Annotated in this window: 13 protein-coding genes; 9 read left to right on the top strand and 4 right to left on the bottom strand. The window is 71.3% G+C overall.

Annotated elements, in window-relative coordinates:
* Window positions 1-61 precede the first annotated feature (61 nt).
* Complete coding sequence (locus tag VD659_RS13965) at window positions 62-664, top strand: TetR/AcrR family transcriptional regulator (RefSeq protein WP_423261680.1); 603 nt, start codon at window positions 62-64, stop codon at window positions 662-664.
* A gap of 191 nt (window positions 665-855) precedes the next feature.
* On the top strand, window positions 856-2,079 hold the full coding sequence (locus tag VD659_RS13960) for an MFS transporter (protein ID WP_423261679.1): 1,224 nt from the start codon (window positions 856-858) through the stop codon (window positions 2,077-2,079).
* Here VD659_RS13960 and VD659_RS13955 read toward each other — a convergent pair.
* The gene (locus VD659_RS13955) at window positions 2,076-2,750 is read right to left on the bottom strand and encodes a TetR/AcrR family transcriptional regulator (RefSeq protein ID WP_423261678.1); all 675 of its coding nucleotides are present in this window, start codon (window positions 2,748-2,750) and stop codon (window positions 2,076-2,078) included. The genes VD659_RS13960 and VD659_RS13955 overlap by 4 nt on opposite strands.
* 127 nt (window positions 2,751-2,877) lie before the next feature.
* Here VD659_RS13955 and VD659_RS13950 point away from each other — a divergent pair, with 127 nt between their 5' ends.
* Window positions 2,878-4,410 carry an MFS transporter gene (locus tag VD659_RS13950; protein WP_423261677.1) on the top strand — a complete coding sequence of 511 codons (1,533 nt, stop codon included), beginning with the start codon at window positions 2,878-2,880 and terminating at the stop codon, window positions 4,408-4,410.
* A gap of 150 nt (window positions 4,411-4,560) precedes the next feature.
* Here the strand turns inward: VD659_RS13950 and VD659_RS13945 are convergent, their stop codons facing one another.
* Both VD659_RS13945 and VD659_RS13940 read right to left on the bottom strand, forming a co-directional pair.
* Window positions 4,561-5,292, bottom strand: a complete 732-nt coding sequence (locus tag VD659_RS13945) for a PhzF family phenazine biosynthesis protein (protein WP_423261676.1) — start codon at window positions 5,290-5,292, stop codon at window positions 4,561-4,563.
* Window positions 5,293-5,367: 75 nt separating this feature from the next.
* On the bottom strand, window positions 5,368-5,766 hold the full coding sequence (locus VD659_RS13940; protein WP_423261675.1) for a hypothetical protein: 399 nt from the start codon (window positions 5,764-5,766) through the stop codon (window positions 5,368-5,370).
* A gap of 171 nt (window positions 5,767-5,937) precedes the next feature.
* Between VD659_RS13940 and VD659_RS13935 the strand changes: the two genes are divergently transcribed.
* The 5 genes from VD659_RS13935 to VD659_RS13915 all read left to right on the top strand — a co-directional run bounded on the left by VD659_RS13935 (window position 5,938) and on the right by VD659_RS13915 (window position 11,015).
* Window positions 5,938-7,212, top strand: coding sequence for a M18 family aminopeptidase (locus VD659_RS13935; RefSeq protein ID WP_423261674.1), 1,275 nt, complete (start codon window positions 5,938-5,940; stop codon window positions 7,210-7,212).
* Between the two features lie 73 nt (window positions 7,213-7,285).
* Window positions 7,286-7,984 carry a response regulator transcription factor gene (locus tag VD659_RS13930; RefSeq protein ID WP_423261673.1) on the top strand — a complete coding sequence of 233 codons (699 nt, stop codon included), beginning with the start codon at window positions 7,286-7,288 and terminating at the stop codon, window positions 7,982-7,984.
* Window positions 7,981-9,378 carry a sensor histidine kinase gene (locus VD659_RS13925; protein WP_423261672.1) on the top strand — a complete coding sequence of 466 codons (1,398 nt, stop codon included), beginning with the start codon at window positions 7,981-7,983 and terminating at the stop codon, window positions 9,376-9,378. The genes VD659_RS13930 and VD659_RS13925 overlap by 4 nt, the downstream gene beginning before the upstream one ends.
* 98 nt (window positions 9,379-9,476) lie before the next feature.
* A complete protein-coding gene (locus VD659_RS13920; RefSeq protein WP_423261671.1) occupies window positions 9,477-10,322 on the top strand; it encodes an undecaprenyl-diphosphate phosphatase in 846 nt (281 codons plus the stop codon).
* Between the two features lie 63 nt (window positions 10,323-10,385).
* Window positions 10,386-11,015 carry a DUF1992 domain-containing protein gene (locus VD659_RS13915; protein ID WP_423261670.1) on the top strand — a complete coding sequence of 210 codons (630 nt, stop codon included), beginning with the start codon at window positions 10,386-10,388 and terminating at the stop codon, window positions 11,013-11,015.
* A 19-nt stretch (window positions 11,016-11,034) separates the two neighbouring features.
* On the opposite strand, the gene VD659_RS13910 is transcribed toward VD659_RS13915, so the two are convergent.
* The gene (locus tag VD659_RS13910) at window positions 11,035-13,233 is read right to left on the bottom strand and encodes an acyltransferase family protein (RefSeq protein WP_423261669.1); all 2,199 of its coding nucleotides are present in this window, start codon (window positions 13,231-13,233) and stop codon (window positions 11,035-11,037) included.
* Window positions 13,234-13,491: 258 nt separating this feature from the next.
* Between VD659_RS13910 and VD659_RS13905 the strand changes: the two genes are divergently transcribed.
* A complete protein-coding gene (locus VD659_RS13905) occupies window positions 13,492-14,709 on the top strand; it encodes a Na+/H+ antiporter NhaA (RefSeq protein ID WP_423261719.1) in 1,218 nt (405 codons plus the stop codon).
* Window positions 14,710-14,811: the final 102 nt, after the last annotated feature.

Below are 14,811 nucleotides of genomic sequence, written 5' to 3'. Positions count from 1 at the left end.
CTCTGCTCGCCGGTGGACGCCATCAGGGTATCCGCCGCCGCCGACACGGTAGCGTTAGCACATGGCCCGACCCCGCCGCTTCGACGAACAGCAGCTGCTGGACTGCGCCCAGGAGTCCTTCTGGGTGCATGGCTACGACCGCGCCTCGGTGGAGGAGATCTCACTCGCCTCGGGCGTCGGCAACGGCAGCATCTACGCCGCCTACGGCAGCAAGCTCGGCCTGTTCCTCGCCGTGTTCACCCGCTACTGCGAGGGCCGGGTGCAGCTCGTCGACGGCGTCATCCGCTCGCACCGCGGAAGTTTCGAAGAAGCGGTGGCGAACTACCTCGACGAGATCGTGGCCGACTGCACCTCGCACGCCGATCTGCGCGGCTGCCTCATGCTCAACAGCATGGGTGAGCTCGCTGCGCGGTTCCCCGAGGTCGTGACCATCAGCAATCGCACGGTCGCGGCGATGGAGGGCATCGTGAGCGAGCGTGTGGCCGACGCCGTGGCCGCGGGCGAGCTCGAGCTCACCCGCGACGAGATCGAGCCGCTCGGCTCGCACATCGTGCTCGTGTCGCAGGGACTCATCCAACTCAGCCGCATCGGCGTTCCCACCGAGCGCCTCCGGGCGATCGCCTCGACCTCGAGCCGGCTCACGGCGCTGCTCACGGCCGCCTGAATCGCGCCACGGCTCCGGGTCGTCTCGGCGGGAACCCCGCCGCACTTGCAACAGATCGAGGAGGGCCGGCGCACCACGCCGAGTAGCCTTCAGGCTGAGGCCAGTGACGTCCCGGGCTCCCGCCGCCGCCGTGGCCGGACCCCGGGACGTCGTCGTTCCCGGTGGGGCCTCCCCTGACGAAAGGACGGCAGATGGCGCTCCCCGCCGTACGGCACGGGGCCGGGTTCTGGATCGTCGCCGCCACCTTCCTGCTGGTGATGGCGTACTCCACGGTGCCGACGCCCCTGTACCCGCTCTACCAGCAGCGCGACGGGTTCTCCTCGGTGACGATCACCGTGATCTTCGCGGCCTACGCGGTGGGCGTCATCGTGAGCCTGTATCTCGCGGGGCACGTGAGCGACTGGCTCGGCCGCCGCCGGGTGCTGCTCGTGGCGGTGCTCGTCTCGGCTCTGGCCGCCGTGATGTTCCTGCTCTGGACGGAGGTGCCGGGGCTCATCCTGGCGCGGTTCGTCGACGGCGTGTCCATCGGCATCCTGACCGCCACGGCCACCGCGCACCTCACCGAGCTGCGGGCCACCGCGCGGCCCTCCGAGAACCGCATCGTCGCCGCCTCGGTCGCGGGCGCGGCGAACCTCGGCGGCCTCGCTCTCGGCCCGCTCATCGGCGGGATGTTCGCCGAATTCCTGCCCGACCCGCTGCGGCTGCCGCACCAGGTCTTCCTCGTCGTGTTCCTGCTGGCGGCGGTGCTGCTGCTCCTGGTGCCCGAGACGGTGACGGCGCCCGATCCCCTCCCCCGCTACCGCCCGCAGCGCCTCTCCGTGCCGGCCACGGCCCGGAGGCCCTTCCTCCTCGCCGCCTTCGGAGCGTTCTCGGCGTTCTCGGTGCTCGGACTGTTCACCTCGCTCGCCCCCACCTTCCTGATCGCGACCTTCGACGCGCCCGACCGCTTGCTGGCGGGCGCGACGACGTTCTCGGTGTTCGGAGCCGCCGCGGCCGGGCAGCTCCTGCTCGCGGCGCTGAAGCTCCGCACCCAGCTGCTCATCGCCGCCCTGGGGTGCGGCGTGGGACTGGCGCTGGTGGCGGCCGGTGCGCTGGTGCCGCTGCTGGCCGTGTACACCGTCGGGGGGATCGGCGCCGGCCTCGGCGTCGGCCTGCTCTTCAAGAGCGCCCTCGCCACCGCGACACGCGTGGCCGAACCGGGCCGCACGGGCGCCACCCTCGCTCTGATGTTCCTCGTCGCCTACGCCGGGCTCGCCATCCCCTCGCTGCTGGTGGGCGTCTTCCTGCAGTTCATCCCGCCCACCACCGTGCTGCTCGCCTTCGCGGCCCTGGTGCTCGTGGCCACCGTCTCCGCCGCCGCCCTGATGCGCCACGCCGCCGCGCGGCCGCGCGAGGAGTTGTCGGACGTGGCCTAGGCGCCGACCGGAGCCGCCTGAGCCGGCGCGGCGCCCGCGGAACCCAGTCCGACGGCGGGCAACATCACGTGGTCGATCATCGCGAGGAGGAACTCGCGGTCGACCGGCTTCTTCAGGATGAGGGTGCGGTAGGCCGCCATCGCGGGCGTGACGAGCGAGAGCGTCTCCACATCGATGTCGCTCGAGATCTCGCCTCGCTCCATCGCCCGGCGGAGGAACAGGCGGTTCACCTCGGCGCGCGGCCGGATGATGGCGTCGTTGATCGCGTCGGAGAGCTCCGGCGACCGGGAGATCATCGACATCACGCCCGCCATGATCTGCAGCTTGCGCTCGCCGTCCTCGATCGAGGCCGGCTTGATCATGGCGACCAGATCGCCGCGCAGGGTTCCGGTGTCGGGCACCACGTCGTACTGACCCCGCTTCATGCAGGCGACGGCATCCACCACCAGTTCGCCCTTCGAGGCCCAGCGCCGGTAGAGGGTGCCCTTGCCCGCCTTCGCGCGCGCGGCCACCATGTCGATGGTCATGCCGTCGTAGCCCGACTCGGCGAGAACCTCCAGGGCGGCCTCCAGGATCTCGGGGTCGCGGGAGTGGTCGCGCTTGCGGCCGAGCTTCGGGGAGCTCTCCGAATCGAGCTCGGAATCGGGGCCGGAGAGGTCGAGCTGCGTCATTGCGGCGATCTCCTTCACTTGTGGGTTATCTGGTCGGGCATCACCATTGTATCCTCGAGAAACAGCACGCTGCCGTTCTGGAACTCACTGTATCCGAAACTGCTCAGTACCGTATATAGTGTCCTTCATGACCCAGACTTCTCCCGCGTCGACCGACGCCGCCCCCACCGGGGCCTCCTCCCGTCGCTGGTGGACACTCACCACCGTCGCCCTCGCCCAGCTCATGGTCGTGCTCGACGCCACCGTCGTGAACATCGCCCTTCCGGCCGCCCAGGCCGACCTCGGCTTCTCCGACGGCGACCGCCAGTGGATCATCACGGCCTACTCGCTCGCCTTCGGCAGCCTGCTCCTGCTCGGCGGCCGCCTCTCCGACCTGATCGGCCGCAAGCGCGCCTTCATCATCGGCCTCGTCGGCTTCGCCGTGGCCTCCGCGCTCGGGGGCGCCGCCGACAGCTTCGGCACGCTGGTGGCGGCCCGCGCCCTGCAGGGAGCCTTCGGCGCCCTGCTCGCGCCCACCGCCCTCGCGGTGCTCACCACCACGTTCACCGTCCCGAAGGAACGCGCCCGTGCCTTCGGCGTGTTCGGCGCGATCGCCGGCGCCGGTGGCGCCGTGGGCCTTCTGCTCGGCGGCTTCCTGACCGAAGACCTGAACTGGCGCTGGAACCTCTACATCAACGTCTTCATCGCGGTGATCGCCATCATCGGCGCCGTCGTCTTCGTCACCACCCCGAAGCGCGTCGGCCCCCGGCCGAAGCTCGACGTCCCCGGCACCCTGCTCGTCTCGGGTGCCCTGTTCTCGCTGGTCTACGGCTTCTCGAACGCCGAGACCGACGGCTGGGGCTCGCCCCTGACCTGGGGCTTCCTGACGGCGGCGGGCGTTCTGCTGGTGGCGTTCGTGCTCTGGCAGCGCCGCGCGGCGCATCCGCTGCTCCCGCTCTCGATCGTGCTCGACCGCAACCGCGGGGCCGCCTACAGCTCCGTGCTGATCGCCGGCGCCGGGATGTTCGGCATCTTCCTCTTCGTGACCTACTACCTGCAGGCCTCGCTGCACTACTCGCCCATCCAGACGGGCCTGTCGTTCCTGCCGATGATCGGCATGCTCGTGCTGGCGGCGCAGCTGTCGACGAACATCTTCGCGCCGCGCTTCGGTCCGAAGATCATGGTGCCGTTCGGCATGCTGCTCGCGATGAGCGGCATGATCTACCTCACCCACCTGAACATCGACAGCAGCTACGCGGCCGACATCCTGCCGCCGCTGATGATCCTCGGCTTCGGCATGGGCTCGATCATGCCGGCCTCGATGCAGACCGCGACCCTCGGCGTCGACCGCCAGTTCGCCGGCGTCGCCTCGGCCATGGTGAACACCAGCCAGCAGGTCGGCGGCTCGATCGGCACGGCACTGCTCAACACCCTCGCGGCGACCGCGCTCACCGACTTCGTCGCCTCGAACCAGCCCACCACCCCGCAGGTGCTGTCGGATGCCGCTATCCACAGCTACTCGACCGCCTACTGGTGGGGAGCCGCGTTCTTCGCCTTCGGCGCCGTGATGTCGGCCCTGCTGTTCCGTCGCCGCGGGCAGGGCGTCTCGCTGCACAACCCAGGTGGCGACGCTCCGGCGAACGCCGCCGCCACCCCGGCCGAGCCGGTGATCGCGCACTAGGCACCGCGCAAGCCGACGGAGTTCGGGCCCGGCTGTCGGAGACGACGGATGCCGGGCCCGAACTGCGTCGGATCCTCCGTCGTTCTGGCGCAGCGGGCCTCCGGGCCAGCAGCCCTTCGACGCTACGAGCCCGGGCTCCTGCGCCCGGGCTCAGGGCAGCGAGAGCTCCTGCGCCGGTGACGGGACCGTGCGGCCGCCCACCTGCACGGTCTCGTCGCCGAGGAACCGGGTGTAGAGCCGCGAGCCCGCCCCCTGGTCGATGGCGAGGTCCCGGCCGAGCAACGCCGTGATGCGCACCGCGGCGGCGCCCGTGGCCTCGTCCTCCGCGATGCCGAGCGCCGGTGCGAACATGCGCGAACGGATGCGCCCGGCCGCCTCGTCGATCCAGGCCCAGGCGTACTCGTGCTCGCCCGTGAACGACTCCGCCTCGAGCGCCTCGACCACCGCGGGCGAGTCGAGCTCGTGCCAGGTGAACTCCGGAGCCCAGGAGGCGCGCCCGGTGATCCAGGTGAGCTCGCCGTCGTAGCGCACGGCGACGTCGCCGGCCGGCACACTCAGCGTCGTGACGGGCAACCCCTGCTGCGCGAGCCACCACGAGGTGCCGACGCTCGGATGCCCGGCGAACGGCAGCTCGCGCGCCGGCGTGAAGATGCGGATGCGCGCCACACGCCCGTCGCCCGAGTGTTCGCCGGTGACGTGCGCGCGACCGTCGCGTTCGAGCAGTTCGTCGACGAACACCGTCTCGCTGAAGCCGAGGGCGGTGGCGATCTCCTGCTCGCGGCCCAGAGTCTGTGCGCTGGAGCGCACCAGGCCGAGCGGATTGCCGAAAGCGCCTCCGGCATCGGTGAACACGGACACGACGTCGACGGGGAGGGAGTGCATCCCCCGATTCTGGGCCCCCGCGGGCACCGGCTCAAGCCGCCAGTCCGCGCCCGGTGGCCTGCTCGTGCTCCGGACTCAGCCGCGGATGGCGACGCTCGGCGAGATGGCCGTCCAGCTCGGCCCCACGGTCATGTACTCGGTGTGCAGCCACACCCGCTGACCCGTCTCGGCGATCTCGAGCGTGGACCCGTAGCGCCCGAAGTGATCGGCGTCGGCACAGCTCGCGACGGTCTCGGCGCCCTCGGCGATGAAGCAGATCTCGTTGTCGGCCGTGGCGCCGGCCCAGTAGTCGATTCCCTCGTAGCTGACGAGCATCCGCACCGAAGAGGGCAGGATGGCGGGGTCGACCCCCGCGATCGCGGGCGGCAGGTGTCCGCTGGCCAGCAGTGTTCCCTGGTCGAGGTGCGCGAGCTTCGTGTACGCGTCGACCGGATGCGTCGCGCATCCGGCGAGACCGATCGTCGCGGCGATCATCAGTGCAGTCGACCCCGTGACGGCGGCGGCTCGCGAACGCATGTGACCCTTCCGAAGAATGCCTGTTGCGGCATATCTTCTCCGCCTTCGACGATAGGGCATGAAAATGATCGTCCGCTCCGAGCGAGGCGCGCCGCCCCGGCCGTCGCCCACAGGTGGTTGGATGGAGGGATGGCCGACAGCACGACGTACATCGACGACTTCGCCGCCTTCATCCGGGCCTCGCCCTCCTCCTATCATGCGGCCGCCGAGACGGCCCGCCGCCTCGCGGCCGCCGGATTCGAGGCGCTCGATGAGACCGCGGCCTGGCCCGCCGGCCCCGGTCGCCACCACGTGGTGCGCGACGGCGCCGTGATCGCGTGGATCGTGCCCGCGGGGGCGGATGCGCTCACCCCGTTCCGCATTCTCGGCGCCCACACCGACTCCCCCGGCTTCAAGCTCAAGCCCAAGCCCACCACCGGCTCGAACGGCTGGCTGCAGGCCGGCGTCGAGGTCTACGGCGGTCCGCTGCTGAATTCCTGGCTCGACCGCGAGCTCGAGCTCGCCGGCCGGCTCGTGACCCGCGACGGAGCGCAGCACCTCGTGCGAACCGGGCCGTTCCTGCGGATCCCGCAGCTGGCCGTGCACCTCGACCGCGAGGCCAACTCCGCCCTCACCCTCGACCGGCAGCGGCATACGGCGCCCGTGTTCGGGGTGGGCGAGGTGTCGCAGACCGACCTCGTGGGCATCCTGGCGGCCCTCGCCGGGCTCGATGCGGCCGAGGTGGCCGGCTACGACCTCCTCACCGCCGACACCAACCCGCCGGCGCGCTTCGGCCTCGACGACGCCCTCTTCGCGGCCGGCCGGATGGACAACCTCACCTCGGTGCACGCCGGCCTCACCGCCCTGCTCGACGCCCCGGCCGCCGGCGGGCACATCTCGGTGCTCGCCGCCTTCGACCACGAAGAGCTCGGCTCCGAGTCGCGTTCCGGGGCGAGCGGGCCCTTCCTCGCCGACGTCCTCGCGCGCATCTCTTCGGGCCTCGGCGCCGGCCTCGAGGAGCGGGCGCGCGCGATCTCGGCGTCGTGGTGCCTCTCCTCGGACGCCGGGCACGCCGTGCACCCGAACTACCCCGAGCGGCACGACCCGGCGAACCACCCCGCCGCGGGCGGCGGGCCGCTGCTGAAGATCAACGCCAACCAGCGCTACGCGACGGATGCGCCGGGTGCGGCGCTCTGGAGCCGGCTCTGCGCCGAGGCCGGCGTCGGCTACCAGGAGTTCGTGTCGAACAACACGGTTCCCTGCGGCTCCACCATCGGGCCGCTCACCGCGACGCGGATCGGCATCCGCACGATCGACGTCGGCGCCCCGCTGCTGTCGATGCACTCGGCACGCGAGCTCGCCCACGTCGACGACCTCGTGGCGCTGTCGGCGGCGATCGGCGCGTTCTTCGGTCCGCGCGACTGAGAAGACGTTCAGACTCCGCGCGCGGCGACCACCCCGGGTGACAGCCCCCAGGCAGGCGCGCGACAATGGCAGGATGGCCGCCTCCGCCGATCCTCCCGTCCGTGTGCTCGTCGTCGAAGACGACCAGGAGCTGGGGCCTCTGCTGCAGCGGGGCCTCGAGGACGAGGGGTACACGGTCGACTGGGTGCTCGACGGCACTTCGGCGCTCATCGCCGAGCGCGCCGCGGACTACGACCTGGCGGTGCTCGACGTGATGCTGCCGGGCATGTCGGGCTTCGAGCTCTGCCGCCGCTTGCGCGGCAGCCGGCCGGGCACGCTCGTGCTCATGCTCACCGCCCGCGACGCCGTCGACGACCGCGTGCGCGGCCTCGACTCGGGCGCCGACGACTACCTCGTCAAGCCCTTCGCGTTCACCGAGCTCACCGCGCGGCTGCACGCACTGCGGCGCCGGCGGGACACCCTCTCGAGCAGCCCACGCATCGAGGTGGGCAACCTCGTGATCGAGAACCACGACCGCGTGGTGAAGGCCGGCGGCCGCGTGGTGGCGCTCAGCCCGAAGGAGTTCGCAGTGCTGCGGCTGCTGGCGCAGAACGCCGGGCAGACGGTGGGGCGCGACGTCATCCTCGCCGAGATCTGGGGAACCGTGCCGCACAGCGACGCGAACATCGTCGACCAGTACATCAGCTATCTGCGCCGCAAACTGGAGCCCGTCGCCGCGGGGGTGAGCCTCGTCACCGTGCGCGGCGTGGGGTTCGAGTTGACTCCCGGATGAGGGCAGCGCTCGACCGTCTGTCGATCCGCGCCCGGATCACCATCGGAACCGTGCTGCTCGCCGGGCTGTTCTTCGGCGGCGCGGGCTTCGTGGTGCGGCATCAGGTGGAGGGCATCCTGAACGACGACGCCGTCGAACTGCTGCAGAGCGATGCGGCGCCGTTCGAGACCGCCCTGCAACGGGAGCCAGGCGACACCCTCGACACTCCCGGCGACGGACAGCTCGTGGCCGTGATCGACGCCAGTGGCGTCATCCGCACCTCCACCCTGCCCGCGGACGTGTCGGCCGCGTTCGGCAGCCTGGATCTCGGCTCCCGCTCGGCGCAGAAGCTCGAGACGCCCTCGGCCGACTACCTCGTGCTGGTCGAGACGGTGGACACCGCGAACGGATCGTGGACGATCGTGTCCGCCCGCAACCACGACGCCTCCGGGGTCGTGCTCGACCGGCTCACCGCGGGTCTCGTCATCGGCCTCGGCGCCCTCACCCTGCTCTTCGGCGTGATGTCGTGGCTGCTCACGGGAGCAGCACTGCGCCCCGTCTCGCGGCTGCGGCGGAGTGCCGACGCGATCGTCGCGTCCGGCTCGTCCGAGCTGCTGCCGGTGGGGCCGGCCCGCGACGAGATCACCGAGCTGGCCACGACCCTCAACCATCTCATCGCCGATCTGCGCGCCTCCGCAGCCCGGGAGCGGCAGATGGTGTCGGATGCGAGCCACGAGCTCCGAACGCCGCTCGCCGTGCTGCAGGCCCAGCTCGAACTGCTGCGCACGAGCGAGCACCGCGATCTCGAGAGCGACGTGCGGGCGGCGGAACGCGCGGCGGCCCGCCTGGCGCACCTCGTGGCCGACCTCCTGGAGCTCTCGCGGCTGGAGGCGCAGACGGGCGGCACCGCGACTCCGGTGGCCGAACTGGTCGCCGAGGCCGGAGACGCGATCGACCGCGCCCGGCTGCAGGCCGCCGGGCAGGAGGTGGCGATCGATTTCGCCGTGCCGCCGGCGGAGGCCACCGACACCGGAACCGTGACGATGCCCGCCCTGCTCTACGGGCGCGTGCTCGACAACCTGCTCTCGAACGCACTCACGGCAGTGGGCGGTGCAGGGCGGATCACGCTCTCGCTCGAGGTGGCCCAGGCTCCGGACGGACAGCCCGGACTCGTCACCGTCGTCGCCGACAGCGGCGCCGGCATCGCCGCAGAGTTCCTCCCGCACGCGTTCGACCGCTTCTCCCAGGAGGACAGCGCACGGGCCGGCGGCCAGGGCGCCGGGCTCGGACTCGCCATCGTCGCGGCCGCGGTGGAGGCCGCCGGCGGCTCGGCCGCCATCCGGAACTCCGACGATGCGGGGGCGATCGTTTCGATCACGATTCCGATCGGTCGGAAGCCGCTCCCATCTCTCTGACAGAGCTCACAGGATGCCCGATGCGGGTCGCGCGCGGTCGATAGCGTGGGGCGGGCTCCCGCCGTGACCGACCACAGAGAGTAGAGATCCCGCGACGCATGGACTACGTCAACGCCATCATCCTCGGCTTCGTGCAGGGGCTCACCGAGTTCCTCCCCGTCTCCTCCAGCGCGCACGTGCGCATCGTCGGCGAGCTGCTGGGCACCGGAGCCGACCCCGGGGCGGCCTTCACGGCCATCACGCAGCTGGGCACCGAGGCGGCGGTGATCATCTACTTCTGGCGCGACCTGACGCACATCATCGGGCGCTGGTTCCTGGCGCTGTTCGGTCGCATCCCGCGGAACGACCCGCAGGCGCGGCTGGGCTGGTTCATCATCCTCGGCTCGGTGCCCATCGTGCTGCTGGGCCTGATCTTCCAGACGACGATCGAATCGGTGTTCCGCTCCCTCTGGATCATCGCGGTCACCCTCATCGTCTTCGGCATCCTGCTCGGGGTCGCGGATGCGGTGGGCACCAAGACGCGCCGGCTGCGGCAGCTCACCGTGCCGCACGCCGTGATCTTCGGACTCGCCCAGTCGCTCGCGCTCATCCCCGGTGTCTCCCGTTCGGGCGGAACGATCACCGCGGGGCTCTTCCTCGGCTACGAGCGGAAGGCGGCAGCGCGGTACTCCTTCCTGCTGGCGATTCCGGCCGTGCTGGGCAGCGGGTTCTACGAGCTGTACAAGGTGCTCACGCACCACTGCTCGGACGTCTGCACACCCGAGGTGTTCTCGCTCGGCCAGACGGCATTGGCGACCGTGGTGGCGTTCCTGGTGGGCCTCGTCGTGATCGCGGTGTTCATGCGCTACATCTCCAGGGGCAGCTTCTTGCCCTTTGTGATCTACCGGATCGTGCTCGGCGTGACGCTCATGGTGCTGCTCTCGCTCGGAGTGCTGCAGGCCTGAGCGGCACGCGCCGGCCTGTACACCCGCTTTGCGCGCCCGGAGTCGGCGCCTAGGCTGGAAGCGGTGAGTGGACGACGCAAGACGAGCGACCCGCGGCTGAACGTCGCGCGATACCGCCTGGACGGCTCGACGCCGAAGGACGCCGACCCGCGGGGCGCATCCGGAACCGCTGCGGGTGACGACGACACCGACGCCGCCGGCCGGATCACGATGGATCAGCGCACGCAGTTCGTGGAGATCCAGATCCAGCAGGCCATGCGGCGCGGCGACTTCGATGACCTGCCGGGGGCCGGCAAGCCTCTCCGCGGCCTCGGCGGCAGCTACGACCCCGACTGGTGGATCCGCCAGAAGATCGAGCGCGAGAACCTCACCGGTCTCGGCCCGCCGGCTCTGACGCTGCGCACCGAGAACGCGAGCCTCGACGAGCGGCTCGACGCGCTGCACTCCGAGCCCCAGGTGCGCGAGGTGCTCGACGACTTCAACCGCCGGGTGATCGAGGCCCGCCGGCAGCTGCAGGGCGGCCCGCCCGTCGTGACGCCCGTGCGCGACGTCGACGCCGAACTCGAACGCTGGCGTTCGCGTCGCGCCGACCGCCGCCGCGCCGCCGAGGCCGAGCGCGAGCGCGCGGACGCGGCCCGGGCCGCGATGACTTGGCGCGAGCGCCGCCGCGCCCGCCGCGCCGAACGCGACTAGCCGTGCAGCCGGCCGGACCCTACATCAGGCCCTGCGCCTGGAACTCCCACTGGATGGCCGGGGCGATGTGCGCCGAGTACTGCGGCGTCATGTGCACCTGGTCGAACTTCGTCGGCAGCGTTCCCGCGAAGGCGGGGCACACCCCGTTGTAGCAGCTGAACGCGAGGGAGCTCACCTGGTGGTCTCCCGTGGCGGAGGCCGCCGCGGTGGACTTCTGGAAGTCCTGCCAGGCGCCGTCGACGGGCATGTTGCAGTCCTGCGGGCTCGACACCGGCGAGTAGCACTGCCCGAGGTTCGCGCCGAGCGGTGGCGGGTCGAGGTAGACGATGCGGCCGGGCGCGTTGTACTTCGCCGTCTCCGCGAAGGTCGAGGCCACGATCTGCGCCGCATTGAGGGGCTGATTGCTGCCGGCCAGCTTGCCGAGCGCGAAGGCGTTCGACACCACGACGAGCTGCGGCTGGTCGCTCGCGATGCGCGCGGCGATGTCGGCCTTACGCTGCTGGCAGACGTCCATCACGCCGGCCCCGTCGTTCTGGATGAGCACGTCGGTGAAGCGGCAGCCGTAGAGCCCCACGGTGGTGATCTTCCACTGCCCGCCGCTCGCCTCGGCCATGGCCTTGAAGGCGGGGGCATAGGCGAGCGCGGTGGAGTCGCCCACGAGGTACATCTGGTGCGGGGCGTTGCCACTCCCCCAGGTGCAGTGCCCGAAATCGGGATCGCGGTTCACGTCGAAACAGCCGCTCGCCGGGTTGTCGCTCGACCCGTGCGAGATGGCGTCGTCCATCGACGGCGAGAGGTTGCCGGGCCACGCGGTGGCGCCCGCCGCGTTGCCGAGGTCGAGCTGCAGCTGGTCCTCGGGGTTCACCGCGGCCGCCGGGTCGCCGGCCACCGGCGCCGCCGGAAGGGCGGGTCCGGCGTAGGGCACTCCGCCGCGCAGGGACAGCTGCGCCGTGATGGCCACCGCCACCACGATCACCACGAGCCCGAGCGACGACAGGATGAACTGCGCCCCGAACCTGTCGCGCCAGTCGGCCCACGCCGTGCTGCGCGCTTCGCGATCGAGGAACTTCTGCAGCCACGGCGAGCGGTGCAGCGGCTGCTCGATCAAGAAGTACGACACGAGCGAGAGCGCGAGCGTGAGGCCCAGGATGAGCAGAGTCACCGTCTGCGTCTGCTCCGGCAGCAGCATGAGCAGGAAGACCAGCACCGGGAAGTGCCACAGGTAGAGCGAGTACGAGATGTCGCCGAAGAACCGCGCCACCGGATTCACGAGCGGGAACAGGTAGCGCTGCGTTCCGCCGATGCCGCCCGCGATCACCAGCGCCGTGGCCACGACGGGCAGCGCGGCGCCGGGCCCCGGGAAGGCGAGCGAGCCGGTGCCGGTGGGGCCGAGCACGAAGAACGAGCCCACGATCCCGGCGAGGCCCAGCCAGCCCGCGAGGAAGCGGATGGCCGTGGGCAGCTTCGCGAGCAGCGGTGCGGCCGCCGCGAGCAGCGCCCCGAGACCGAGCTCCCAGGCCCGGGTGAGCGTGGAGAAGTACGCCACCGCGGGCGCGGAGGCCGTCTGGCTCAGCGCGAAGGCGAAGGAGGCCGCCACGAGGACGGCGGCCAGAGTTCCGACGATCAGCCGGCGGCGGCCGGATGCGCGGGTCACCCGCGCGACGACCAGCACGATCACGAGCACCAGGGCCGGCCAGACGAGGTAGAACTGCTCCTCCACCGACAGCGACCAGAAGTGCTGCAGCGGCGACACCGCGTCGCCGGCGGCGAAGTAGTCCGTGCCCTCGGCCGCGTAGTGCCAGTTCGACACGAAGAAGAACGAGTACACGGCGTCCCACCACGTTGAGAGCGCTCTCGGGCGGTTGAAGAGAAAGTACGCGGCGACCGAGGTGGCCGCCAGCACCGTGACGGCGGCGGGCAGGATGCGCCGCATCCGCCGGGCGTAGAACCGGCGGAACGAGATGCTGCCGGTGTGCTCGAGGTCGCGCAGCAGCAGCCCGGTGATGAGGAAGCCCGAGATCACGAAGAACACGTCGACGCCCGCGAACGCGCCCGACGGCCAGGCGAGCACGTGGTTGAGGATGACGGCAACCACCGCGAGAGCGCGCAGGCCCTGGATGTCGGCACGGGCAGCGGAGCGCGCAGGCGCAGCAGGCGTTCCGGGTGCGCCGGGGCCCTCGGGCTCGGCCGGCTCGGTGGTCTGGGTCGTGAGGCTCACGGTGCTCCTGGGTGTTCTCGAGCCCGGCGCCCTCGGGTATCCGGCGCAGTCGCCCGGCGCCTTCGCAACGCGGAATTCGCCTCGCGAGCCTATCGTGCCCGCGGGCCCTGCTTGCGCATCCGCACCCGGGCAGCCGGTAGAATCGCCGAGGAGCGCCGGGAAGTCTGGTCGGCGGCGGCCGGGTCGGCCGTCTCGCGACGAACGGGCGCTCGGCCCGAGACAGGGCAGGCGAACATGGCCGTCACGAAAGGCCTGACGATGGGCTTCATCCGATCCGAGCGCGTGGCCGCCGTGCTGCTGCTGGCCGCGGCGGCGCTGGGGCTGGTGGCCGCGAACACCGGCATCGGTCCGGCCCTCATGCAGCTGCAGGATGCGCACCTCGCCATCCCCGGCACCTCGCTCGATCTCTCGGTCGGCCACTGGATCAGCGACGGACTGCTCGCGGTGTTCTTCTTCGTGGTGGCCGTCGAGCTCAAGAACGAGTTCACCGTGGGTCAGCTCAACTCGGTGTCGAAGGCCGTGCGGCCCGCCATCGCGGCGATCGGCGGCGTGGCCGTGCCCGCGGTGCTCTACCTCGTGATCACCGCCGGATCGGGATACGAAGGCGGCTGGCCCATCCCCACCGCCACCGACATCGCCTTCGCGCTCGGCGTGCTCGCGGTGTTCGGCAAGGGCATCCCGTCGCGGCTGCGCATCTTCATCCTGGCGCTCGCGATCCTCGACGACATCGTCGCGATCCTCATCATCGCCGTGTTCTTCACCGCGAACCCGAACCTGCTGATGCTCGCCCTCGCCGTGGTGGGCGTGATCGCCTTCGCCCTGCTGAGCCGTCTGCTCGGCCCGCAGGCGTTCGGCGGGCGGTTCCGGATGCCTGCGGCCGTCCTCATGGTCGTCGTCGCCCTGCTGACCTGGTCGCTCGTGTACCTGTCGGGCGTGCACGCCACGATCGCCGGCGTGGCGCTCGGGCTCGCGATGGTGCGCAAGCCCGCCCTGCACGTGCGGCACGCCCTCGAGCCCTGGACCAACGGCGTCATCCTGCCCCTGTTCGCCTTCTCGGCGGCCCTGGTGGCGATTCCCCAGGTCTCCCCCGCACAGCTCGCGCCCGCGTTCTGGGGCATCCTGATCGCGCTGCCCGTCGGCAAGCTGATCGGCATCACGCTCGGCGGCTGGCTCTCGTCGTTCGTGGGGCGGCGCAGAGCGGATGCGACGGGCTCGCCCCGTCCGCAGCTCAGCCTCCAGGGGCTCGTCACCGCCGGCGCCCTCGGCGGCGTGGGATTCACCGTGTCGCTGCTCATGAACGAGCTCGCGTTCGCCTCCTCGCCGGAGGTGGCCGACGAGGGCACGCTCGCGGTGCTGCTCGGCTCGGCGGTGTCGATCGTGCTCGCGGCCATCCTGGTGTCGCGCCTGGCGGCCTACTACCGGCGCCTGCGCGAGCTGCGCCTCGCGGCCGAGGCCGCACGCGCCGCCACGGCCTGAGCGCCGAACGCCCGGTCGCCGGCCCCGGATGCTGCTTCCAGGTCGCGCTTGGTGCGCTCCTGGGCGCCCGTCAGAGCGGTTTGCGCGACCCCGCGCGCGGGA

This window comes from Herbiconiux sp. 11R-BC (genome assembly GCF_049472555.1).
Classification (GTDB): Bacteria; Actinomycetota; Actinomycetes; order Actinomycetales; family Microbacteriaceae; genus Herbiconiux.
The sequence above is the reverse complement of the archived record's forward strand: the minus strand, read 5'-3'. Positions and strand labels throughout refer to the sequence as shown.